This window comes from Shewanella sp. 0m-6 (assembly GCF_052977325.1).
Genome location: NZ_JBRIMD010000029.1, coordinates 1 through 25,403, shown reverse-complemented (window position 1 = coordinate 25,403; position 25,403 = coordinate 1). Strand labels below are relative to the sequence as shown.

Annotated in this window: 17 protein-coding genes and 1 pseudogene; 9 read left to right on the top strand and 9 right to left on the bottom strand. The window is 44.4% G+C overall.

Features of this window, described 5'->3' with window-relative positions:
- Positions 1 to 54: 54 nt before the first annotated feature.
- From ACVBJC_RS17380 to ACVBJC_RS17340, 9 genes and pseudogenes are all read right to left on the bottom strand, one after another.
- Positions 55 to 1,446 carry a sigma-54-dependent transcriptional regulator gene (locus ACVBJC_RS17380; RefSeq protein ID WP_447162215.1) on the bottom strand — a complete coding sequence of 464 codons (1,392 nt, stop codon included), beginning with the start codon at positions 1,444 to 1,446 and terminating at the stop codon, positions 55 to 57.
- Between the two features lie 316 nt (positions 1,447 to 1,762).
- On the bottom strand, positions 1,763 to 3,472 hold the full coding sequence (locus ACVBJC_RS17375; RefSeq protein ID WP_447162216.1) for a hypothetical protein: 1,710 nt from the start codon (positions 3,470 to 3,472) through the stop codon (positions 1,763 to 1,765).
- Complete coding sequence (locus ACVBJC_RS17370) at positions 3,469 to 4,002, bottom strand: hypothetical protein (RefSeq protein ID WP_447162217.1); 534 nt, start codon at positions 4,000 to 4,002, stop codon at positions 3,469 to 3,471. Before ACVBJC_RS17370 ends, ACVBJC_RS17375 begins: the two co-directional genes overlap by 4 nt.
- A gap of 319 nt (positions 4,003 to 4,321) precedes the next feature.
- Positions 4,322 to 7,423, bottom strand: coding sequence for an efflux RND transporter permease subunit (locus ACVBJC_RS17365; protein WP_447162218.1), 3,102 nt, complete (start codon positions 7,421 to 7,423; stop codon positions 4,322 to 4,324).
- Entirely contained in the window at positions 7,420 to 10,737 is a 3,318-nt protein-coding gene (locus ACVBJC_RS17360) for an efflux RND transporter permease subunit (RefSeq protein ID WP_447162219.1), read from the bottom strand. The genes ACVBJC_RS17365 and ACVBJC_RS17360 overlap by 4 nt, the downstream gene beginning before the upstream one ends.
- A 114-nt stretch (positions 10,738 to 10,851) precedes the next feature.
- Positions 10,852 to 11,913: an efflux RND transporter periplasmic adaptor subunit gene (locus ACVBJC_RS17355; protein ID WP_447162220.1), complete on the bottom strand. Its 1,062-nt coding sequence runs from the start codon at positions 11,911 to 11,913 to the stop codon at positions 10,852 to 10,854.
- Positions 11,914 to 12,350: 437 nt separating this feature from the next.
- A pseudogene (locus tag ACVBJC_RS17350) lies at positions 12,351 to 12,497 on the bottom strand (citrate/2-methylcitrate synthase); the annotation flags it as partial.
- Positions 12,498 to 12,622: 125 nt separating this feature from the next.
- Entirely contained in the window at positions 12,623 to 12,829 is a 207-nt protein-coding gene (locus ACVBJC_RS17345; RefSeq protein ID WP_447162230.1) for a citrate/2-methylcitrate synthase, read from the bottom strand.
- 335 nt (positions 12,830 to 13,164) lie between these two features.
- Positions 13,165 to 14,454 carry a citrate synthase gene (locus ACVBJC_RS17340; RefSeq protein ID WP_447162221.1) on the bottom strand — a complete coding sequence of 430 codons (1,290 nt, stop codon included), beginning with the start codon at positions 14,452 to 14,454 and terminating at the stop codon, positions 13,165 to 13,167.
- A 411-nt stretch (positions 14,455 to 14,865) separates the two neighbouring features.
- Here ACVBJC_RS17340 and sdhC point away from each other — a divergent pair, with 411 nt between their 5' ends.
- From sdhC to ACVBJC_RS17295, 9 genes are all read left to right on the top strand, one after another.
- Entirely contained in the window at positions 14,866 to 15,261 is a 396-nt protein-coding gene (gene sdhC / locus ACVBJC_RS17335; protein WP_447162231.1) for a succinate dehydrogenase cytochrome b556 subunit, read from the top strand.
- Positions 15,255 to 15,602 carry a succinate dehydrogenase, hydrophobic membrane anchor protein gene (gene sdhD, locus ACVBJC_RS17330; protein WP_447162222.1) on the top strand — a complete coding sequence of 116 codons (348 nt, stop codon included), beginning with the start codon at positions 15,255 to 15,257 and terminating at the stop codon, positions 15,600 to 15,602. The genes sdhC and sdhD overlap by 7 nt, the downstream gene beginning before the upstream one ends.
- Positions 15,603 to 17,369: a succinate dehydrogenase flavoprotein subunit gene (gene sdhA, locus ACVBJC_RS17325; protein ID WP_447162223.1), complete on the top strand. Its 1,767-nt coding sequence runs from the start codon at positions 15,603 to 15,605 to the stop codon at positions 17,367 to 17,369.
- A gap of 12 nt (positions 17,370 to 17,381) precedes the next feature.
- Positions 17,382 to 18,089, top strand: coding sequence for a succinate dehydrogenase iron-sulfur subunit (locus tag ACVBJC_RS17320; RefSeq protein WP_220781975.1), 708 nt, complete (start codon positions 17,382 to 17,384; stop codon positions 18,087 to 18,089).
- Positions 18,090 to 18,294: 205 nt separating this feature from the next.
- Positions 18,295 to 21,117 carry a 2-oxoglutarate dehydrogenase E1 component gene (gene sucA, locus ACVBJC_RS17315; RefSeq protein ID WP_447162224.1) on the top strand — a complete coding sequence of 941 codons (2,823 nt, stop codon included), beginning with the start codon at positions 18,295 to 18,297 and terminating at the stop codon, positions 21,115 to 21,117.
- Positions 21,118 to 21,149: 32 nt separating this feature from the next.
- Positions 21,150 to 22,337 carry a 2-oxoglutarate dehydrogenase complex dihydrolipoyllysine-residue succinyltransferase gene (gene odhB / locus ACVBJC_RS17310; protein ID WP_447162225.1) on the top strand — a complete coding sequence of 396 codons (1,188 nt, stop codon included), beginning with the start codon at positions 21,150 to 21,152 and terminating at the stop codon, positions 22,335 to 22,337.
- Positions 22,338 to 22,418: 81 nt separating this feature from the next.
- Complete coding sequence (sucC, locus tag ACVBJC_RS17305; RefSeq protein WP_447162226.1) at positions 22,419 to 23,585, top strand: ADP-forming succinate--CoA ligase subunit beta; 1,167 nt, start codon at positions 22,419 to 22,421, stop codon at positions 23,583 to 23,585.
- Positions 23,585 to 24,457 carry a succinate--CoA ligase subunit alpha gene (gene sucD / locus ACVBJC_RS17300; protein WP_447162227.1) on the top strand — a complete coding sequence of 291 codons (873 nt, stop codon included), beginning with the start codon at positions 23,585 to 23,587 and terminating at the stop codon, positions 24,455 to 24,457. Before sucC ends, sucD begins: the two co-directional genes overlap by 1 nt.
- Positions 24,458 to 24,698: 241 nt before the next feature.
- Positions 24,699 to 25,007 (top strand): hypothetical protein, encoded by a 309-nt coding sequence (locus tag ACVBJC_RS17295; RefSeq protein WP_447162228.1) that lies wholly within the window; start codon positions 24,699 to 24,701, stop codon positions 25,005 to 25,007.
- Positions 25,008 to 25,403 lie beyond the last annotated feature (396 nt).

Here is a 25,403-nt window from a genome sequence, read left to right as displayed (position 1 = left end):
GGATGTGTCGACATTATGCTGCAATAGTGGGAGTCACGAATGGTGTTTGCACCGCTAGAGTTTGATTTTGCATTTCTTAATCAAACGATAAAAGGTGGTTCTGGATATTTTAAGTTCTCGGGCAGCTGCCGATATATTGTGGTTATTACGTTTAATAGCATCGAGCAGTAGTTCTGTGTCGATTTCAACCCTGTGCTGGGCTAAGTCAACAACATCGTTGTCAGCAGGCTGAATCTTGGTGATTTTTATCCCTAAGTCTGCTTCACTTAACGGGTCACCATTTGCCATTATAATGGCTCTATGTATGCGGTTTTTAAGCTCTCTGACATTACCAGGCCACTCATAGGCAAGCATGGTTTCTGCTGCTTGAGGCGAAAGCGTGTATTGCTGTGCTTTAGAGCTGAAGATTTTTAAATATTCATTGGCGAGCAGTGTTATGTCCGCTTTATGCTCTCTAAGACTCGGTGCGTGAAGGTGTAGAATATTAATCCGATAGTATAGATCTTCACGAAATCGCCCCTCTTCAACAGCGGTTTCAAGGTTAATGTGAGAAGCGAAAATAATTCTACAATCAATAGTAATGGCTTTATTGCCGCCTAGGCGCTCTATGATGTGTTCTTCTAGAAAATGTAATAGATTAACTTGAGACTCTAATGATAGATCACCAATTTCATCTAAAAATAGCGTTCCCTTATTAGCCCTTTCTATATGACCAATATATTGCCTATCAGCGCCGGTGAAAGCGCCTTTTTCATGGCCAAATAGTTCGGATTGAATAAGGTTTTGGGGAAGGGCGCCGCAGTTGATCGTGATTAATGGGCCTAAACGCCGTTTGGATTGCTCGTGGATCAAGCGGGCGCAAAGGCCTTTACCTGTACCTGTTTCGCCGCTAATGAGAACTGATTCATCAGAGCCTGCCACTTTGGATAGGTTACATCTTAGCTGCTTGATAAGCTTAGTCTCCCCGAGTAATTGGTGATTGTTACAAGGAGAGGGGCTGGGAGAAGAATAAGGACAGTTGCTCTGCTGGGAAAGCGTTTCTTTTATGACGGCCATACCATATGCGTGGCCTAATGTGTGATTTAGACGATCCCAGTCAATGGGCTGGTGGTGATAATCAGCAAAGTAGCTAGATAAACATGAGGTTAGGTTTTTATCCTGAGTATGCGTTTTTGCAGTGATCGCTATCCAGATAAGGTTATTTTGATGAGCATTGAGGTGTTTTATGGTGCGTAATATCTGTAGCTTGTGACCGTTTGAGATTATTGCTATTGCAACTTTAATCTTGGTTGAATTTACGCATTGCAGCGCACTAGCAAGGCCATCGGCCTGAGTACAGTGCCAATTAAAGGGTTTGAGTTGTCTCTCTCCTTGAAAATCGTGGTCGGTAAAGTTTAATACCAATAGCTCCCTTATCGGTGACTCGCTATGTTTAAAATTGCTCATGGTATTGTCTAGAAGAGGGCTTGTGCTTATTACCAAGTAGAGAATAAGTTTTGAACAAATTTTAGGCTGTATATGGGGGATCGCAAGTCTTACAATGTGGGAGCATCTGCGTAACACAGTCTTAAGTCATCTAATTGTTTGTAAAAGCGGTTATTATTATTTTTTATGTTGTCTTAATATTGAGACAGTGGGCCTCAGCCTCCAAGCAGTGTTAAGTAAGCAGCGGTAATATGGTGTTTTTTGATGATGAAAAAATGAGCTCCTCCCTGAGCTCTTATTAGTTGTAGCATTGGTTATAACTATTAGGTTATAGGCATTAGTATGGACTTGGGAGCGCCGGACAATCTGCGGGGGCGCTCGGTACATACTTAACCCCGTTACCATCGGCAACTTTCATGTTGTTAAAGGTATCGAGCAAGGTCTTATAGTCATTCTGAGCCGTTGCATCGGTACCTTGCCACGCGCTGATTGCAGCAGTAACGATATCTGCGCTAGACATAGTGCCTCCGCCAGGCATCATTAACACGGCATCACCACCTAGGCGATACTCAATATTGAACAAAAATGCCAGTAATTGCTGGGCAAGTTGTTCCCTTGGATCGCCGCCACCATTGCCGTCAATGAGAAAATGTGACACTTCGGCTTTCACGGTACCCGCACCTGCTGAAATTCCATCTGTGATTGAGTCATTTTTGTATGCAGCATCGACAGGTGTACCATTGGTGAACATACCGTCAAATGGCTCATCGCCTTTACCGAAGTAGCTTGTTTCGCTGTCATAAGGGTCTAAACCATTGATATAACTTGTGACAAATGCTGCTTCCATTTCGCCCAGCCCGTTTTTGTTATGCCAATAGCCTTTAGTGCCGAAACTCGCCTCCTTGAAACAGATATTAGTAAATACCACGTCACCTAAAGGCGTGCTGCTATTGTCTAGGTAGGCATTACCCATGATAGGGGGTAATCGACCATCTGGGCCGCTAGCCTCGGAGCGCACATCAAACTCAAGAGTGACACTTGATGTTGCCATCCAGCCTTGAGCAGATGCCTCTTCAACTTGGTAGAAGTCTGATGGATAGGGAGTTAGCGGTGCATCACCATAGCCATTGGGTAATAGAACGCTGAAGGTCATCATACCGTTGGCATCTGTTATGCGGTTTGCATAACCGTTTTCTAGGATCGGGTCGGCGGTGAGTCCAAAGCGTGCTACCACTTCGTCATACACGTCTTTATTAACCGTGCTACTGATAGTATCGGGTATAGGGCCACCGTTAGACTCAAGTAAGCTAGGTGCATACTTTAATCGAACTGGCCAGTTAGCTATCCCAACTTCGTTGGCATCATGGATCCCATTATTATTGGTATCGAATACTTTTTTAACCGCAATATTGGCAAAACCCACCTGACTTAATGTAAGAGTGATCTGTGGATCGCTAGCTACCATAGGCTCTACACCTAAGGCTGCAGGGATTAAATCAGAGTACTCATTACTGGTATGTGGCGCTAAGCCGTCATCAAACAAATCAGGACAAGGCATTTCCATGACGAAACGCTGGATAAAGTCATTAGCGTCATCGCCATCCCAAAGATTAGGATCCTCTGGGCCGGTATTGAGTGAGCTAAACGCTTGGTAGTCATGAACATAACCTGATGTGGTTAAATATTGACTATTGAGGTTCTTGTCTTGATGCTCTGTCCATCTGAAGTGGTCTAAAGACCATGTATCATTTAACTGGCCTAGTGCCTCTTTAAGCAAGATAGTGGTTGGGTCGCCACTTGACTCGTCATTGGTGTTATCGTCATTACGCACATTTAAGCCATCTTCGATACCATATTGCCATTGCCAGATAAACTTCTCGCCTAGGTCTAAACGACAGTTTAAGTTGGCATCGTGGTAGTTACGCAGTGCGATAATACCGTACTGAGGTTTTTTCTCTTTTACCTTAAAGTTGTCGGTTTTAGCATAGCGTGGAATAAAGCCGTGAAAGCCTTCATTTTGCTCGCTATATTTATCCGTAGGGGTCATCCAAGCTTTATAAACTCCACCTTTATTGGGTGTGTCGGCATAAGGGTAGAGCTGAATGACCATGGCATTGAGAGGGGTTCCACCGTGATCGATGTCTGGGTTAAATTCATGAACCGTAATCGTTTTTTTACCATTGGTTGGGAACTCTGTACAGGAAACCAACTTTCCCTATCCAAGTAAGTACGGCTCTCTCCTAGGTATTGGGTAATGACGCCATTTTCGATTTTTACTTCTCGGCAGTCGACAGGATCGAGGGAGAGTAGTTGCTTACCGCTAGGATCGGTGACTTGGAAATAGTAGTTACCATCAGGAAGCGCCGCAGCGGATGCTGGCGCATTCATTCTAGGCCCACCATCAAGATAGACTTCGAGTTTACTTCCATATCTCACATTCTCATTGACTATGCCACCATCGGCTGTGGTGGTGAAAATCGCACCCGATAGCGCATTAGCTGCTATTGGCAGTCCTGCAAGGACAAGTGCTGCAAACATAGGTAAAAATGAGAAACGAGGTTTATTGTGAATACTCATAATTGATACCTCATTTATCGCAATATTCATCCTAATTTAATACATATTTGATGCCAACAATTAGGCTATAAAATTCAATGAGATAGATTTTACTCATGACTAAGGTGTCGCAAGAGGGTGACACTCCCAGTTATCTTTAGAGTCTTCAATGATTTAACGTGTCGCATTAGTGGAACAGAATCTTGGGGGCGGAGAAAAGAGGAAGGGCGAACATCTGCTATTTTTCTATGAATGCTTTCTATGAATACTTTTCTTTGAACTAAAGTGCAAAAAGGCTGAATAAACAGCCTTTTTGGGTTTCATCTACGTGTTTGTTGTATTAATTCATCCAAGGTAATAGCCTTCTTGAGAATCTATCAGCTTGACCAAGGCGAATTGCGCTGTTGTGGCGCATTCTGTAAAGCGCTTGGTAACATAGCGGTACTAAATACAGGCTGGTCACGGTTGAGAAGGTGAGGCCGCCGATAATCGCAATCGCCATCGGCGAGTATGATGGACCGCCACCGCCGAGCTGCGTATCACCCATGGCAAGTGGGACTAAGCCTAATACTGTTGTTCCTACTGTCATAAGCACTGGACGCAGACGGGTGAAACATACGGCGCTAATGGTGTCTGATAACTCATCAAGCTCAGGTGATAGTTGATTAATCTGATCCACCAGTACAATGCCGTTATTGACCACAATACCCATCAAGATCAAAATCCCAATCATCGCCATAATTGACATAGGCGTACCCGTAAATAGTAGTGCCCAAAATACGCCGGTAATGGAGAATAGGATTGAGGTGATAATTGCAGTTGGCAATAATAACGACTCAAACAGCGCGGCCATGACTATGTAGATCATCGCAATCGCCAAGATCATATTGGTTGCCATTACCGCTTCATCTTCATCTTGTTTTTGAAAGCCACCTCTTAATGAATAGCCGTAACCTGCAGGGAAGTTAACGTTGTCCATCACTTGAGTGATTTTGTTCTGCGCTTCCTCAGTCGTCAGTTCATCTAGATTTGCACCAATCGACAGTGCGGTCTGTCTATCGTAATGCCGAATGGTATCGAATCTTGGTAAAACCTCAACCTTGGCCAAGCTGTCTAAGGTGTAGACACGGTTATCGATGCGGATCACTGGCAGTTGTTTTAACTTCTCAAGCGATAATCGCCATTGCTGCTCAAACGACATTTCGATACGCAGTTCTCCATTGGGATCATGGCGAAATGATCGTAGAGGTGTACCTCGAAGCGCCATCGAGATGCTCGACGCAATTTCATTGAGCTTAAGATCGAGTCTCGCGGCCATTTGGCGGTCGATGCGGATCACCACTTCTTGTTGGGCACCGTTTAATTCAGAACGCACATCAGTGAGTCCATCAATATTGCTAAGCAGAGGAATGACTTGCTGGCTAAGGCCAATTAACTCAGAAGTTGAACGACCAGTGAGAGAGACGCGCACACCGTTGTTTTCCCCACCCCAGCCAAATTGTGGCTTAGCGATGGCAAACTTAGGAAAATCTTCACGAATGGTTTTCTTGAGTGCTTTCATATCGACTTCGGTATCTTCTTTTAAAATCAGTGTCGATTGACCTCTGTCGGCAGAAAAGTAGCTGTATACCGAATCAATTTGGAACTTGTCTTTATTGGCATACAGATAGCTTTCCATCTTAGTTATCATGGCTTCGGTGACATCTAAACTATGGCGGCCTTCCACTTGATAGTTAATGTATAAACGATTATTGCCTTCACCATCTGATTGATCCTGGCTGACCATACTCAGGGGCAGTGCAGTTGACGCTAACATCACGAAAGCTAACACACCCGATAGGCGTGGGTGAGCTAAGATCCAGTTGAGGCTACGACGATAGTTTGTTTGCAACCGACTCTGCTTAGTCGTCTTTTTGGCTTTAAAAGTCATTTTACTGAGCATTAATGGCAGCAGAGTTTTAGCGACTAACAAAGATGCTGCCAGTGAAATACAGATAGCGATAGCCACATGTTCTAAAAAGATGGTGAGCTCGACTTTGACACCGAAAATATTGGGTAAAAATACGATTGCCGTGGTCATGGTGCCCGCTAGTACAGCAAGCGAGACTTTGTCGACGCCCAGAAGAATCGCGCTCGTCTTCATCGGTGCATTGACCGCTTTTTGCTCATCAGCGCTAGCACTCGGTTTAGCATTGCCATCAGTATCGAGTGCCTGCTTTTCTTGCAGTACGCTTTCGGTCACGACCACGGCGTTATCAATCAACATACCTACCGCAAGTAATAAGCCCATCATAGACAAGATATTGAGGCTGTAGCCAAGTAAATACATGGCAGCGAGGGTCATGCAGATAGCAATCGGCACAGAAGAGACAATCACTAAGGTCATTTTTAGATCGCGAAGAAACAGGTACAGAACGACAAATGACAGTAGGGCGCCAATTAACCCCGCAGCAAGTAAATCGCGCAGCGATGAGGTAACCCCATAGGCCTGATCTTCCATGACAAACAGTTTAATGCCCTCAAACTGTGAGTCCTGTTTAGCCTCATCAATGACCTTCATGACGCGTTCTGATACCTCGACTAGATTCGCACCAGACTCTTTAAACACATCTAAGCCGACCGCGTAGTTTTGATCTAAATGACGGCCATCTAATCGCTCCGGCAGTGAAAAACTGACCGTTGCAATATCCCCTAAGGTGATCCCCGGCGCGAGCACTAAGGCGGTAATATCATCTAAGTTTCTAAACTCGCCCTTTGGCGAGACTTGATAAACACGAGAGTTAGTTTTTAGCACCCCCGCGTTAATGACAAAGTTTTCTTGCTGTAAACGGCGGTTAAGTGCTTGGACTGAAATATTGCTCGATGCCAGCTTATCGGCATTAATGCGAATTTCAATCTGCTTCTGTTCAACCCCATAAAGTGTAACCTGTGATACGCCTTCAACGCGCTCAAGCGGTCTTTTAAGCTGCTTGTCGAGCAGGTCAAACGCGCTAGATAGTTCGCGGTCGCTCGATATTCGCAAGTTGAGTACTGGCATATCGGCGGTACTAAATTGCCTGATAAACACTCGCTCAACATCTTTAGGCAGTAAATGGCGCACCGCATCGATTTTTTCGCGGGCTTCTAAGCTTTTGGTGGCAACGTTTTCTTCCCATTTCATTCTTAGCTCAATTTCAGCACCATTTTGTGAAGAACTCGAACGTAGCTCCTCAATACCGCCCATTGTGGCTAATGACTCCTCCAGTATATTCGTGATATCACGTTCCACTTCCGCAGGTGTTGAGCCTTTATAAGGCACCTCAACAATAACTTGAGGGATGTCGATGCCTGGGAACATCTCAAGTGGTAGTAATCGACTTGAAGCAAGGCCAAAGAGTAGGATTGCCACAAAAAACATTGTGGTGGTCACGGGCCTTGCAATGGCTAAGCGGGTGATATTCATGCTTTGCCTCCTTCAAGCGTTTGCTTGTTGACTACAACTGTCTCACTGTTATTTTTATCAAATTCCTTTCGGTCATACTCTTTTCTGTCAAAGACGGCATAAAGTACAGGCAGCACAACCAAAGTCAGTAAGGTCGACAAAGATAGACCGAAAATGACAGTAATCGCCATTGGCGCCCTCACTTCACTGCCATCACCTAGGCCAAACGCCATAGGAGATAGGCCCAGAGCGGTGGTCATTGTGGTCATGATAATTGGACGTAAACGGGATTTGGCTGCGTTTGAGATTGCAGTCAGCTTATCTTCGCCACTTTGACGTAGTTGGTTAATTCTATCGACCAGTACAATGGCGTTATTAACCACAATCCCCGCCAGCATAATAAGGCCGATAAACACCACCACACTGAGATGGGTTTGGGTGATATACAGACCTAAAATACTGCCACCTACCGCCATTGGTACCGCGATAAGGATGAGTAGGGGATGCAGCAGTGATTCAAATTGACTCGCCATCACCAAGTAAACTAAAAACACCGCTAATACTAAGGCAATTTGTAGAGACTTGAATGAATGCTCCATCTCCTCGTTCTGACCACCAAAGCGGGCTTGAACTGAAGTAGGCAGCGTTTGCGCGGCTAAAATATCGCGAGCGGTTAGCACGGCATCATTTAAGTCCCCGTATGCCAAGTTTGCAGACACAATGGCAACTCGTTGCTGGCTAATGCGGTTAATCGCAGAGGGACCAAGTTTTAGGCTGACATCAGCTACTGCGCTGAGCGATATAGGATGACTACTGTTTGGATTAATAATCATCGAATCGATATCGCTTATCTGATTGCGTTCTTCGAGTTCGCTACGGACCAATATGTCAATTTTACGATCTCTCACTGTGTACTGACTGGCAATCGTACCGCCAATGCGCTGGGCAATGCGGTTAGCGACGGTAGGAGCATCCATACCCAGTGCGGCTAATCGTTCATGGTCAAAGCGAATGCTAAGTTCTGGTTGGCCATCACGTAAACTGGTATTGATATCGGCAAAACGGTCAGATCCCGCTAAGGCATCGACTAAATTGTCGGCAGTTTGCTTAAGTTGGCCTAAATCGTAACCAATCAGCTCAATCTCCAGTGGGGTTTTGAAGCTAAATAGCTCAGGGTGTTGCACCTTGGCTTCAAGCTCAGGAATGCGCATTGCTGTTGCACGTAGCTTATTCGCAACAGCATCAAAGGCATTATGATCGCTAAGCACAACTTGTAAACGCCCCCAGTTTTCACCCCCGCGTGAGGTGTCTGATGTCATTAAGCCACCACTACCTGCCTGACTATAGGCATGCTTTACATCGCTGCGATCTTTTATCGACAGCGCAAGGGTTCGCAGTACGCGATCTGTTTGAGCCACTTCAGTTCCAGGTTGCAGTAACACCTCCACATAAAACTCGCCTTGATTCATCGGTGGAATTAGCTCCATGCCAAGGCGCGGTATTAACAGCGTCGCTCCCGCAGTGACAGCAATCGCAATAGATAGCGTTAAGACGCGAAACTTAAGTGCGGCGGCTAATAGCTTATGATAGAAGCGCTCTAATTTGTGGTAGCCCCAGTTAAATGCGCCGCTAATGGGGCGCATTATCAACCCAGTTAACCAAGATAGACTACGTCCCACAATAAGCACTAAGGTTAAGAGTGCGCTTGGCAGATAGTTAAATATCAATACAAAAGGAAACGAAAAGACTGTTGCACTGTAATGTTTCAATTTGGCGATTTTAGTCTGAGGCTTTGGCTTAATGGTTTGTTCCAATAAAGGCGGCAAGGCTTTAAAGCCTTCGCGAGAGGCCAGCATCGGAATTGTCGTGAGCGCGACAAGCAATGAGGCGAGTAGGGCGAAGGTGACAGTTAACGCTTGGTCGGAAAACAGCGCTCCTGCTACACCATCGACAAACACTAATGGTACAAATACCGCAAGGGTGGTGAGGGTTGAAGCAAAAATAGCGCCGGCGACCTCTTTGGTCCCCGTAACCGCAGCTTCGAGTCGGTTCATACCGAGCGACTTACAGCGGTCGATGTTTTCTAGCACCACAATGGCGTTATCAACGAGCAGTCCTACAGCTAAGGCAATTCCCCCTAGTGACATGATGTTAAGGCTGATATTGGCAAAGTACATCATATTGAAGGTTGCGATAACCGAAAACGGAATAGAAATTGAGATAATCAGGGTCGGAATAATATCTCTTAGAAACAGGTAGATGACTAGCATCGATAGCAAGCTACCTATCAAGGCTGCAGTGGTGACCTCATTAACAGCACTTTCAATAAATTCAGATTGATCGTAAATAACCTTTAATTCAGCCTTGGCATTACGCTCATTAAGTTTATTCAGTTCAGCGGTGACTTTACGAGCCACGGCAACAGTATTGGCATCACCTTCTTTATAAATGGCCAGTTCAATCGACTCTTTATCGCCTATGCGAGTAATGTCATTGCGCTCTTTAAAAGCATCGACGATTTGGGCGACTTCAAAGAGGCGAACCAGTGTTTGCTCATCACGGTAGATCACTATCTGGCCGAGCTCATCAAGCGAGTTAAACTGATTAAGAGTACGAACTAAGTATTCTTTGTCACCTTGGATTACTTTACCTGCCGAAAGGTTAATATTCTCTTCGGCAATACGACTGCGGATAAGATCTGCGCTTAAATTAAGCTGAGTGAGTTTTTGCTGGTTTAACTGAATATGAACTTCTTGCTGTAATCCACCTGAAAGCCTGACCGCTGCAACGCCAGATAAAGACTCAAGTTGGCGCTTTAACTCCTCTTCTGCATAAGTGCGCATCTGTTTTAATTCAGTTTCGCTCATCCCATCTGTTGTGCTTTGTCCGCTTTCACTGACATCTGCAACGGATAGGGCTAAACGTACTATGGGGTCTAAATTAGGGTTGAAACGCAGTAATAATGGCTTTTTCACATCCAGAGGCAACTCAATGGTGTCGAGCTTTTCTCGTACATCTAAGCTTGCCATATCCATATCTGTGCCCCATTCAAACTCAAGCACAACATCAGACATGCCTGAGCGAGAAATTGAGCTGATTTTTCTAAGCCCCTTTACAATACCTGCAGCCTCTTCAATGGGCTTAGACACAAGTTGCTCGACTTCAACGGGCGCCGCACCCACATATAGCGTACGAATAGTGATGGTCGGATAGCTCAAGTCAGGTAAAAGCTTTACCGCAAGGCGAGAGAATCCCACCATGCCGAAAAGAATGACCGCAAACATAAACATCCATACTGTTACCGGTCGATTAACCGCAGTTTTTATAATAGACATAACGTGCTCCGTTGTTACTTATCTATTTAGCTGACGCTAGATCTAATGAATGAGTTAACTCAACTGTCGCTTGAGGCTGAAATTTTTTGATAATAGACACCGCAGTCTCCCTATTTATTTGGCAGACGCTAGGTCTAATGAATTGATGACTTCGACTAATGATTGATCTTTGAGATTCTGTTGACCGCGGATCACAATCTGTTCTCCAGGCTCAATACCGGCGACGATTTCAACGGTATCGGCTTCGCGATAGCCAAGAGAGACACTGCGGCGATCGGCATTTTCACCATCGATAACATAGAGGGCAAATTCGTTGTCTTGGTTTATCACTGCGTTGTAAGGCACTGTGATGACATTACTATGAGTGTCGTACTTAAGCTCAACACGTGTGAACATACCGGCTTTAAGTGTGGCATTTTGATTTGGCACTGACAGCGTGACTTTAAAGGTGCCGCTTTGTGGATCAACGATGGGGCTGATCCGCAATACTGTCGCGTGAGTGGTTTGTTGGAGATGTTTATTAGCGTAAATCTCGGCTTGTTGGCCTAAACGAAGGTGCTGAAGTTGTTGCTCTGGCAGATGTACTATGCCGTAAAGTTCGTCTTGATTAACCACGTAAAATAGTTCATCAAACTCTTTCGCCATATTGCCAGATTTGACAAAGCGGGTGGCAACGATGCCATCGATAGGCGAGCGGATCAGACTTTCTTGGACATAAAGCGCGGCTAAATCTCGCTTTGCCATGGCGGCCTGTAGGTTGTATTCAAGTTTTGCCATAGAGTCGGCACTGAAAAACTCTTTATTGGTTATCTTTTTAAGGCGATTTAATTCTTGCTCAATGATCTCTACTTCTGCTTGAGAGCGGTCTAAATCAAACTTCTGTCTCTTAGAGTCGATAACAGCTAACAGTTGGCCCTTTTTAACTCTATCGCCTTCTTCAACCTTAATCTCTTGGATTAGACCAGCCACTCGAGTGACAACGTTAGCTTCTTGAGGTGCTTCTAATGTGGCAGTCGTGCTGTAAAAAGAAGAAACATCTCCTTGGATGACGGTTGCAGTCTCAACAGGAACAGCATACTTCTCTTCTTCCTTAGCTTGCTCTTCTGCGCCACATGCACTTAATAGTGTTGCGATTAGTAGAGTTAAAATGATTCTATTTTTATTTAACGTTTCCATGTAAGTAGGCCCTAATTCTATTTTCCGATAGGCCTGATAAAGCAGGATGTGTGCCAAAGTAAAAAGTTGTTTTTATTCAGCAGCTTACTTTCATGCTGTGTTCGTTTTTTGTGTTTTGATCACAAAATGTAGCGAAAAGTTACATATGTTGGTTTTTTTAACAAAAAAATACTCTGCTGACGATTTACTGCCTATTTACTGCCTTTAGCTAACTTTATAACAGTGCTTTATAACGATTTCTCACAGATATGAGTTGTGACTAATTGAAAGGTTTAGGCTAGATGAGCCATCAATATCGCGTATTTAGCTAACGGATATGACTGTTTTTACTATGTAGAAACGCCTTTTTTGCTGTCATTAACATTTTTCATGATGAATTTTATTTGGCGTATTATCTCAATTTAAGTGACGAGCTTAAATGTGATGATGACTGATATTTATCCGCGTTTATCTAAATCGATAAATTCACGCTTAGCATCACCCGTATAAAGCTGGCGAGGACGACTGATCTTATGATCAGGCTGATCTAGCATCTCTTTCCAATGTGCAATCCAACCGACTGTGCGGGCTAACGCGAACCATATTGGGTGAACATGCCGGAATACTCTATTGGATAGAACCAGATAATAAAAAAGGCACTCAATGAGTGCCTTTTAGGTCGTCGTATCTCAATTTAAGTGACGAGCTTAAATGTGATGATGACTGATATTTATCCGCGTTTATCTAAATCGATAAATTCACGCTTAGCATCACCCGTATAAAGTTGGCGAGGACGACTGATCTTATGACCAGGCTGATCTAGCATCTCTTTCCAATGTGCAATCCAACCGACTGTGCGCGCTAACGCGAACCATATTGGGTGAACATGCCGGAATATTTTATAGTATAGAACCAGATAATAAAAAAGGCACTCAATGAGTGCCTTTTAGGTCGTCGTATCTCAATTTAAGTGACGAGCTTAAATGTGATGATGACTGATATTTATCCGCGTTTATCTAAATCGATAAAGTCACGCTTAGCATCACCCGTATAAAGCTGGCGAGGACGACTCATCTTATGACCTGGCTGATCTAGCATCTCTTTCCAATGTGCAATCCAACCGACTGTGCGCTAGGGCGAACCATATTGGGTGAACATGCCGGAATACTCTATAGGATAGAACCAGATAATAAAAAAGGCACTCAATGAGTGCCTTTTAGGTCGTCGTATCTCAATTTAAGTGACGAGCTTAAATGTGATGATGACTGATATTTATCCGCGTTTATCTAAATCGATAAAGTCACGCTTAGCATCACCCGTATAAAGCTGGCGAGGACGACTGATCTTATGACCTGGCTGATCTAGCATCTCTTTCCAATGTGCAATCCAACCGACTGTGCGCGCTAGGGCGAACAATACTGTGAACATGCTTGTTGGAATGCCAATGGCTTTCATGATGATCCCTGAATAGAAATCAACATTGGGATAAAGCTTCTTAGACACGAAATACTCATCTTCTAGTGCAATACGCTCAAGCTCCATGGCTACATCTAGAAGCGGATCGTTCACTTTCAGTTCGGCAAGCACTTCATGACATGTTTCACGCATTACTTTAGCGCGAGGGTCGAAGTTCTTGTAAACACGGTGACCGAAGCCCATAAGACGGAATGGATCTTCTTTATCTTTAGCACGTGCAATAAACTCTGGAATACGATCAACAGTACCGATCTCTTCCAGCATATTTAGGCATGCTTCATTCGCTCCGCCGTGCGCAGGACCCCATAGAGACGCAATACCCGCTGCAATACATGCAAATGGATTAGCACCTGAAGAGCCCGCTAAACGTACGGTAGATGTTGACGCATTTTGCTCGTGGTCAGCGTGTAGGATGAAAATACGATCCATGGCGCGTTCAACGATTGGGTTAACCTTGTATTCTTCACAAGGTACTGCAAACATCATGCTTAAGAAGTTGCCAGCATAGCTTAAGTCGTTACGTGGGTAGACAAACGGCTGACCGATTGAATACTTGTAACACATCGCTGCAATTGTTGGCATCTTCGATACCAAACGATACGCGGCAATTTCGCGATGACGTTCGTCATTCACATCTAAAGAGTCTTGGTAAAACGCCGATAGGGCGCCAGTTACGCCACATAACATCGCCATTGGGTGAGCATCAGGTCTGAATCCTCTAAAAAAGAAGGCCAGTTGCTCGTTAACCATGGTGTGAGTCTTTACTGTGTGTACGAATTTTTCGTATTCAGCTTTACTTGGAAGCTCTCCATAAAGCAACAAATAGCATAAATCTAAGTAACTTGATTCTGTCGCCAGTTGATCGATCGGGTAACCGCGGTGAAGCAGTATTCCTTTCTCACCATCGATATAAGTAATTGCAGATTCACAAGATCCGGTCGCAAGAAATCCTGGATCGAAAGTAAAGTAACCTTTGCTACCTAACTTGCTGATGTCGATTACATCAAATCCTGCCGTACCTTCTTTAATAGGCAGATCGATTGAATCATTCCCTGGTAGTTCTAATTTGGCTATATTGTCAGCCATACCCCATTCTCCTTACTTCATTCTTATTGAGTGCGGCTTATCAAACGTCAATACTTTACAGTGAATCTAGATCACATTTCAATTTAAATAAGCGTTTAAATTCGTTAGACCATGGTATTAAATGCCATTAACTACCTGTGCCAACAGCAGCTTGGCAGATTTTTTTACCAAAAAAACTAAATTTGCATAATGTGATGTTTGTATTTGACATTTCACCCACGTATACTTGCCGCAGCTCAGAAGAGCTGCATACATTAGCGATTAGTTATCACTTATTTGCATGCTTAATTAGTGGTTGCTAAAACTGTTAAATGTTTGTTTCAAGTTTTCTTTTGTAAAAGTTCTAAACCGTGATCTTGATCACTGGTTAGAATTTGAGCGAAAGCGGTTCATATAACAAAAAATAGCTCAATTGAGCAGAGTGAGCAGAACGTGAAAAAGCAAAGACCTGTCCATTTAGATCTGCAGACCATACGCTTCCCTGCAACAGCGATCGCGTCGATTCTTCATCGTGTATCGGGTGTCATCATGCTGTTTGCCGTCGGTATCCTTATCTGGTTGCTTAATGAATCATTAGCATCAGCCGAGAGTTTCGCTGGCGTCCAATCTCTTTTTGATAACTTTGTTGTTAAGTTCATCGTTTGGGGAATTCTTACCGCGCTGGGTTATCACTTAATAGTGGGTATTCGCCACTTAGTGATGGATGCTGGCTACTGGGAAGAACTTTCTTCTGGTGTAACTTCGGCTAAAGTCGCTATTGCCTTGTCAGTAGTGTTTTCAATCATTGCGGGGATTTGGGTATGGTAACTAACGCAGCAAGTTTTGGGCGCAGCGGTGTCCATGACTTTATTCTTATACGTGCAAGTGCAGTAATCCTAGCCTGTTATACCATTTTCTTGGTTGGGTTTATCGCATGTAGCTCTCCACTAACTTATGACGCATGGCATGGCTTATTTAGCACGTTGCCAATGAAAGTCTTCACCGTACTCGCGCTAGTTGCAGTGTTGATACATGCCTGGATTGGGATCTGGCAGGTGCTGACTGATTATGTAAAGTGTGTTTCTCTACGTGGTGTACTTCAGTTTGTTTTTGTCGTAGCAGCCTTCAGTTATTTGGTCGCAGGCATTTTGATTGTGTGGGGTGTTTAAGTGGGTATTCCAGTTCGCGAATTTGACGCGGTTGTAATCGGTGCTGGTGGCGCCGGTATGCGTGCCGCTCTACAGATTTCTAAAGAAGGTAAGAGCTGTGCGCTGTTATCTAAAGTATTCCCAACTCGTTCTCATACCGTATCTGCACAGGGTGGTATTACTGTAGCCCTTGGTAATGCGCACGAAGACCACTGGGAACAGCACATGTACGATACCGTTAAAGGTTCTGATTTTATCGGTGACCAAGAAGCGATTGAGTTTATGTGTAAGACCGGTCCTGAAGCCGTTATTGAGCTTGAGCATATGGGTTTACCTTTCTCACGTTTCGAAAACGGCACTATTTATCAGCGCCCATTTGGCGGCCAATCTAGAAACTTTGGTGGTGAGCAAGCGGCGCGTACCGCAGCTGCTGCAGACCGTACCGGTCACGCATTATTGCATTGCCTTTACCAGCAAAACGTTAAACATAAGACCGAAGTCTTTTCTGAGTGGTATGCACTCGACTTGGTTAAAAATGAAGACGGTGTGATTGTCGGTTGTACTGCAATTGAAATTGAAACTGGCGAAATTGTTTATTTCAAAGCAAAAGCAACGATTTTAGCGACAGGTGGAGCAGGTCGTATCTACGCCTCTACTACTAACGCTCATATTAACACTGGCGACGGTGTGGGTATGGCGATGCGCGCTGGCGTGCAGATGCAAGACATGGAAATGTGGCAGTTCCACCCAACGGGTATTGCTGGCGCAGGTGTTTTGGTCACTGAAGGTTGTCGTGGCGAAGGCGGTTATCTGCTAAACAAAGACGGCGAACGTTTCATGGAACGTTACGCACCTAATGCGAAAGATTTAGCATCTCGTGACGTGGTTGCACGCTCTATGATGACTGAAATCCGTGAAGGTCGTGGTCTTGATGGCCCATTAGGTCCGCACTGTTTACTTAAGCTTGATCACTTAGGTAAAGAAACCCTTGAAGCACGTCTTCCTGGTGTTTGTGAATTGTCTCGTACTTTTGCACATATCGATCCAGCAGATGGTCCAATCCCAGTTTTACCGACTTGTCACTATATGATGGGTGGTCTACCAGCCAAAGTGAGTGGTCAAGTTGTACGCCAAAATAGCGATGGCACTGAAGAAGATGTAATCGGTCTATTCGCGGTTGGTGAAATAGCATGCGTATCGGTGCACGGTGCGAACCGATTGGGTGGTAACTCATTGTTAGATCTTGTAGTATTTGGTCGAGCAGCGGGTCAACACTTAGGTAAAGCATTGGACGAAACACCGATTGCAAAAGATGCAACACAAGCTGATATCGATGCCTCTCTAGCGCGTCTAAATCGCTGGGAAAGTAACAAAGATGGTGAAGATCCAACGGTTATCCGTAAAGACTTACAACTTTGTATGCAGCTTAACTTCTCAGTATTTAGAAGTGGCGATGCGATGGCTGAAGGCCTTAAAGAGCTTAAAGCTATCCGCGAACGTTTGGCTAATGCGAAACTTTCTGATAACTCAACAGAGTTCAATACTCAGCGTATTGAATGTTTAGAGTTAGATAACTTGATGGCAACTGCAATTGCTACGGCAACAGCGGCCAACTTCCGTACAGAAAGTCGTGGTGCACATTCACGTGAAGATTACCTAGAGCGTGATGATGATAACTGGTTATGCCACAGTATCTACGACCCGGTTACCGAGCTAATGACTAAGCGTGATGTGAACATGGAACCAAAACTTCGTGCCGCATTCCCGCCAATTAAGCGTACCTACTAAGGAGAAGACCCGATGAAATTGGAATTTGCAGTTTATCGCTACAATCCTGATGTAGACACTAAGCCATACATGAAGGATTACAGCTTAGAAGTGGATGAAGGTACCGACATGATGGTACTGGATGCACTATTAAAGCTTAAAGAGTTAGACCCAACACTCGCGTTTAGACGCTCATGCCGTGAAGGCGTATGTGGTAGTGATGGTATCAACATGAATGGTAAAAACGGCCTTGCGTGTATTACGCCAGTTTCTACCTTTAAAGGGAAAAAAATCGAAATCCGTCCACTGCCAGGCATGCCTGTAGTACGTGATTTGATTGTTGACCTAACTCAGTTCTATACCCAGTACGAAAAGATTAAGCCTTTCTTGATTAACGACGAAAAAACGCCTGCGCGTGAACATCTGCAATCACCAGAAGAGCGTGAGCATTTAGATGGACTCTATGAGTGCATCATGTGTGCATGTTGTTCTACGGCTTGTCCTTCATTCTGGTGGAACCCAGACAAGTTTATCGGTCCAAGTGGCTTGCTACATGCCTATCGCTTCTTGATCGATAGCCGTGATACGGCAACTGAGGAACGTTTATCTGGGCTTGATGACGCGTACAGCGTATTTCGCTGCCACGGCATCATGAACTGCGTTGACGTTTGTCCTAAAGGGCTTAATCCGACAAAAGCAATTGGACATATTAAGTCTATGCTGCTGCAGAGAGCCGTTTAGTATGCAGAACCAAGAGCCGATATTGATATAGCTCTATATGAGTCACTTTCCCTGTGGAGGGTGGCTCTTTTTTGTGTCATGGAAGACAAATATAACGAAAATCTGGAACTCTCGGGGCTACAGAGATTACATATCCTTTACGTTACTAAGGATCTGTATTTATGACTTTGGCTAAGCACGTGTATACAGTTTGAAAGGAATAGAAATGCACCAAGGCATCATGAAAGCCTGGCTCGAATCGTCACATCTTAATGGCGCGAATTCGACCTATGTAGAAGAGATGTATGAAGCCTATCAAGTCGATCCACAGTCAGTTACTGAAGACTGGCGTGTCGTGTTTGATAACCTCCCTCTAGTTAATGGTTCATCAGCGGATGTGCCAGAAGCTGCCCACTCTAAAGTACGCGACTATTTTCGTAGTCTTGCATTAGATGGACGTCAAAAAGGTTCACCTAAGGTGACCGATCATGAAGTCGATGCAAAACAAGTTAAAGTCCTACAGTTAATTAACGCTCACCGTTTCCGTGGTCATCAGAATGCCAATTTAGATCCGCTTGATATTTGGAAGCGCGACAAGGTATCTGAGTTAGACCCAGCATTTCACGGCTTAGATAGCGATGATATGCAGCGTCAATTTAATACGGGTTCATTTGCTCATGGTGGTGAAACCATGAAGCTGGTGGATCTCGTTAAAGCACTAAAGGCGACCTATTGTGGTTCTATCGGTGCTGAGTATATGCACATTACCGATACCGATGAAAAACGTTGGATTCAGCAACGTCTTGAACCGTCTCTGGGTGCTGCAAACTACTCAAAAGAAGATAAGACTCGAATTCTTGAAGGACTCAACGCCGCTGAGGGTATGGAAAAATACCTAGGTGCTAAGTTCCCAGGGGCAAAGCGCTTCTCGTTAGAGGGCGGTGATGCACTCGTTCCTATGATGCGTGAAATTATTTATCGCGCAGGTGATGCGGGTACCAAAGAAGTCGTTATTGGTATGGCACACCGTGGTCGTTTGAACGTGCTAGTCAATATTCTAGGCAAGAAACCATCAGAGTTGTTCGATGAGTTTGCCGGTAAGCACAGTGATGAGCTTAATGGCTCTGGTGACGTTAAATATCACCAAGGTTTCTCCTCAGATTTCGAAACGCCAGGTGGTAACGTTCACCTAGCACTTGCGTTTAACCCATCTCACCTTGAAATCGTTAACCCTGTGGTTATTGGTTCTGTACGTGCGCGTTTAGATAGACGCGGTTGTGATACGGGTTTGCAGGTGATGCCAATCACTATTCATGGTGACTCCGCCATTACTGGCCAGGGTATTGTGCAAGAAACCTTCAACATGTCGCAGACTCGTGGCTTTAAGGTTGGCGGCAGTATCCGTATCGTAGTTAACAATCAGGTTGGCTTTACCACTAACTTAACTGAAGACGTACGTTCAACTGAATACTGTACTGATATCGCTAAGATGGTGCAGGCACCAATTTTCCACGTGAATGCAGATGACCCTGAAGCGGTTGCTTTTGTTTCACAATTGGCAGTCGATTACCGTAACGAATTCAAACGTGATGTGGTGATTGACTTGGTTTGTTATCGCCGTCACGGCCATAACGAAGCCGATGAGCCAAGTGCTACTCAGCCTCTTATGTATGCCAAGATTAAAAAGCATCCAACACCAAGAAAGATCTACGCCGATAAGCTAATTGCTGAAAACGCAATGGGTAGCGATGACGTAACTTCGATGGTGAATGCTTATCGTGATGCACTTGATGATGGTGATTGCGTCGTGAAAGAGTGGCGACCAATGACACTTCACTCTGTCGATTGGAGCCCTTATATCGGCGCCGAGTGGAATGATGCATATGATGCGCATATGTCGATTGAGCGCATCAAAAACTTAGCTGATAAAATCAGTTATGTACCAGAAAGCCACAAGCTGCAATCACGCGTTGCTAAGATTTATAAAGATCGTTTAGCAATGGCTGCAGGTGAAAAACTGCTAGATTGGGGCTTTGCCGAGACTTTGGCTTATGCGTCGATTCTTGAAGACAAGAAACGTATCCGTATTACCGGTCAAGATTCTGGTCGCGGTACTTTCTTCCATCGTCACGCAGTATTGCATAATCAAAATGATGCAACGGCTTATATGCCACTGCGCAATATTGCCGATGAGCAAGGGCCCATTGATTTAACCGACTCGGTTTTATCGGAAGCATCAGTCCTAGCATTTGAATACGGTTACGCCACAGCCGAGCCGGGTGGATTAACACTATGGGAAGCTCAGTTTGGTGATTTTGCTAACTGTGCCCAAGTTGTTATCGATCAGTTCTTATCATCGGGTGAGCAGAAGTGGGGCCGTTTATGTGGCTTAACGATGCTATTGCCTCATGGTTATGAAGGGCAAGGTCCTGAGCACTCAAGTGCACGTCTAGAACGTTTCCTCCAACTTTGTGCTAACCACAACATGCAAGTGTGTGTGCCGTCGACACCAGCTCAGGTTTACCACATGCTACGTCGTCAGGTTGTACGCCCTATGCGTCGCCCACTCGTGGTTATGTCGCCTAAGTCATTGCTACGTCATCCATTAGCGGTTTCTAGCCTGGAAGAGTTAGCACACGGTACGTTCCAAAACGTTATCGGCGAAATTGATGAATTAAATGCAAGTAAAGTCGATAGAGTCGTATTTTGTAGCGGAAAAGTTTACTTTGAGCTCTTAGAGCGTCGTCGTAAAGAAGGCTTAGATAATGTTGCGTTAATTCGTGTCGAACAACTGTACCCGTTCCCACATGAAGAAGCGGCAGCAGCCCTTGCTGAATATAGCCACGTTAAAGATTTTGTTTGGTGCCAAGAAGAGCCACAAAACCAAGGTGCTTGGTATTGTAGTCAACATCATTTCTGGAGTGTCATTCCTGGGGGAGCTCAGTTGAGCTACGCAGGCCGTGAAGCTTCAGCTGCACCAGCATGTGGTTACCCTGCATTGCATGCTCAGCAACAAGAATCATTAATCAACAGTGCGTTAAAGCTGTAGTAATAGACATTATATAAAAAGGATCGTAATCCATGAGTATCGAAATTAAGGTACCCGTACTGCCAGAATCAGTTGCAGATGCAACCATTGCGACATGGCATGTTCAAGCTGGCGAGCAAGTTTCTCGTGATCAAATCCTTGTTGATATTGAAACTGATAAAGTCGTACTTGAAGTTGTTGCACCAGAAGACGGACAGATTGCTGAGTTTTTAGCTCAAGAAGGCGATACTGTTCTTGGTGAAGCTGTGATTGCAAGCTTCGTAGCGGGCGCAGTTGCAGGTCAAGAAGTCACTAAAGCTGAAGCTGAAGCTGCAGCACCTGCGGCTGATGAGTCTAATGATGCACTGAGCCCATCAGTTCGTCGTTTAATTGCTGAGCACAACGTTGATGCAAATGCGGTTAACGGTACGGGTATCGGTGGACGTATCACTAAAGAAGATGTTGAAGCTTTTGTTAAGAACAAAGGCGCAGCATCGGCTCCAGCAGTAAGTGCACCAGTTGCCGTAGCACCTCTTGCTGAGCGCAGCGAAAAACGTGTACCTATGACACGTCTTCGTAAAACGATTGCGAATCGTCTACTTGAAGCTAAAAACTCTACAGCTATGCTAACGACGTTTAACGAAGTTAACATGAAGCCAATTATGGATATTCGTAAGCAATATCAAGAGATTTTTGAGAAGCGCCACGGTATTCGTCTAGGTTTCATGTCTTTCTACGTTAAAGCGGTCACTGAAGCACTTAAGCGTTTCCCTGAAGTGAACGCTTCAATAGATGGTGACGAGATTGTTTATCACAACTATTTCGATGTGAGCATTGCAGTATCGACTCCTCGTGGCCTTGTGACCCCCGTTCTACGTGACACAGACAAGATGAGCCTTGCTGATATCGAGCGTAATGTGCGTGAACTCGCCATTAAAGGCCGTGACGGTAAGCTAACAGTAGAAGATATGACTGGTGGTAACTTCACCGTGACTAACGGTGGTGTATTTGGCTCACTGATGTCAACACCAATTCTGAATCTGCCACAAAGCGCAATCTTAGGCATGCATGCCATTAAAGATCGCCCAATGGCAGTAAATGGTCAGGTGGAAATCCTGCCTATGATGTACCTCGCACTTTCTTACGATCACCGGATTGTAGATGGTCGTGAATCAGTTGGTTACTTGGTTGCTATTAAAGACTTCCTAGAAGATCCAACTCGTCTGTTACTTGACCTTTAGGTCAAGGCAGACAATACCCTCGTTGCAGGCCCTACTAGGGCCTGTTGAAAAATTTATAAGAAGTAGAATGGATAGATCATCATGAATTTGCATGAATATCAGGCAAAAGCTCTATTTGCCGAATATGGTTTACCAGTGTCAGAAGGTTTTGCGTGTGATACTGCTCAAGAAGCAGTTGAAGCAGCGGGCCATATTGGCGGTGATATGTGGGTTGTTAAGTGTCAAGTACACGCTGGCGGCCGTGGTAAAGCAGGTGGCGTTAAAGTTACCGGTGATAAAGAAGAGATCCGCGCATTCGCTGAACATTGGTTAGGTAAGAACCTTGTTACTTACCAAACTGACGAGAAAGGTCAGCCAGTAGCTAAGATTTTAGTTGAAAGCTGCACTGATATTGCAAATGAACTGTACCTAGGTGCAGTAGTAGATCGCTCAACACGACGCGTTGTGTTCATGGCGTCTACCGAAGGCGGCGTTGAAATTGAAACCGTGGCAGAAGAAACGCCTGAGTTGATCCATAAAGCGATTATTGATCCGCTTACTGGTCCTCAGCCATACCAGGCACGTGATCTTGGTTTCAAGTTAGGTCTTAACCCAACTCAAATGAAGCAATTCACTAAGGTCTTTATGGGCCTAGCGAAAATGTTTGAAGACCATGATTTCGCACTACTTGAAATCAACCCACTTGTTATCACTGAAGAAGGCAACATTCATTGTCTTGATGGCAAGATTGGTATCGATGGTAACGCACTGTTCCGTCAGCCTAAAATCCGTGAAATGCACGATCCATCACAAGATGATGCTCGTGAAGCTCACGCGGCTAAGTTTGAGCTTAACTATGTAGCACTAGACGGAAACGTTGGTTGCATGGTTAATGGTGCTGGCCTAGCAATGGGTACGATGGATATCGTAAACCTACATGGCGGTAAGCCTGCTAACTTCCTAGATGTAGGCGGTGGAGCGACTAAAGAGCGTGTAGCTGAAGCATTCAAGATCATCTTGTCTGATTCAAACGTTAAAGCTGTTCTTGTGAACATCTTTGGTGGCATCGTTCGTTGTGACATGATTGCTGAAGGCATCATTGGCGCAGTTAAAGAAGTCGGTGTTGAAGTACCTGTTGTTGTACGTCTTGAAGGTACTAACGCTGATCTAGGTCGTGAAGTGCTAGCTAACTCAGATCTAGATATTATCGCAGCTACAAGTCTAACTGACGCGGCTGAGCAAGTAGTTAAAGCTGCGGAGGGCAAATAATGTCTGTATTAATTAACAAAGATACCAAAGTTATCTGTCAAGGTTTTACTGGCGGTCAAGGAACATTCCACTCAGAGCAAGCTATCGCTTACGGCACTAAGATGGTCGGCGGTGTTTCTCCTGGAAAGGGTGGTCAATCTCATCTAGGTCTTCCAGTATTTAATACTGTTAAAGACGCAGTTGAAGTGACTGGCGCAACGGCTTCAGTTATCTATGTGCCTGCACCTTTCTGTAAAGATGCAATCCTAGAAGCAATCGACGGTGGCATTGAGCTAATCGTTTGTATTACTGAAGGGATCCCAACGTTAGATATGCTTCAAGTTAAAGTTAAGCTTGAAGAAACTGGCGTACGCATGATTGGTCCAAACTGCCCAGGTGTTATCACACCTGGTGAGTGTAAGATTGGTATCATGCCAGGTCACATCCACAAGCCAGGTAAAGTAGGTATTGTTTCTCGCTCTGGTACGTTAACGTACGAAGCGGTTAAGCAAACGACTGATGAAGGTTTTGGTCAATCAACTTGTGTTGGTATTGGTGGCGACCCTATTCCTGGTACAAACTTCATCGACGTATTGGAAATGTTCCAAAACGATCCACAAACTGAAGCAATCGTAATGATTGGTGAAATTGGTGGCACAGCTGAAGAAGAAGCTGCTGAATACATCAAGGCTAACGTGACTAAACCAGTTGTATCATACATTGCTGGTGTTACTGCACCTGAAGGTAAGCGTATGGGCCATGCTGGCGCAATTATCGCAGGTGGTAAAGGTACGGCAGAAGATAAGTTTGCGGCTCTTGAAGCTGCAGGCGTAACGACTGTACGTTCACTTGCTGATATCGGTAAGGCACTTCGTACCAAAACAGGTTGGTAATTTCTAACCTTGTTTAAAAAAGGCGCTTTTAGCGCCTTTTTTGTTGTCAGCTCTTTATGTTTACAATAAAGGTAAGTGTAATTTTTCAATTTTGTCAGTTTGTTTTTAGAGTTTAATTCTACCAAGAGGGGCAAAGCTAGAACTATTGGCGATAAATCCGTCTTATTTTGTCAAAAATATGGCGTAGTTTTAACAATCTGTTATACCTAATTTATCTATAGGGAACTTGTAGGTAACTTTTATGTCGATGGTTAGTGCAAAAGAATTTTCTGATTGGCTGCGAATGAGGTTTGGTGAACTCAACGAAGGTGTTTCGCTCACCCGTAAAGATATCAATCAGTTAACTGGCCGCCAAAACTTTTCTGCGGATTTTGTTAACGATATCCACTTTGAGCTAATGCGTCATGGGTTAGCCTTTGTAACAGATACGTCTAGAGAGCATTTTTACCTCGTGCCAATTAACAAGCAGTCATGGCGCGACCGCTTAGAGCAGCAGTTCGAGAAGGAGATCTTCTGTAATATTATTCCGCTTAATGTGTCTAGTAAGTAGTATGCTCTCGCTTTAAAGCCCTGCTTTTTATATCTGAATATCTTTATGTTAGGGACTAGGTTATTTCGATGTGGCTAACCCTTCGAGATGACATGGTGTCGCTATGATTTTTATTAGCTGTCAATTTAGCGTTGCCGGTAAAAGGTTTTAGATACATTTTTGACCTAGAAACCACAAAGTTCCAATCTTGTTAACACAACCACCCGTACTCTGCTATTATCCCTGCGCTCAATCTCGCTCTAGCTTTATTTATAGCCATTGCTATTCTCCACGCTAGTAAGCCTTTATTTATAAAGGTATTAATTTGTTAAGGGATTTAATACCAATCTAAGTAAAAATATGATCTAATTGCATTCATCGTATTCTCTTCATTTGTGGTTATGGATAACTTTAAAA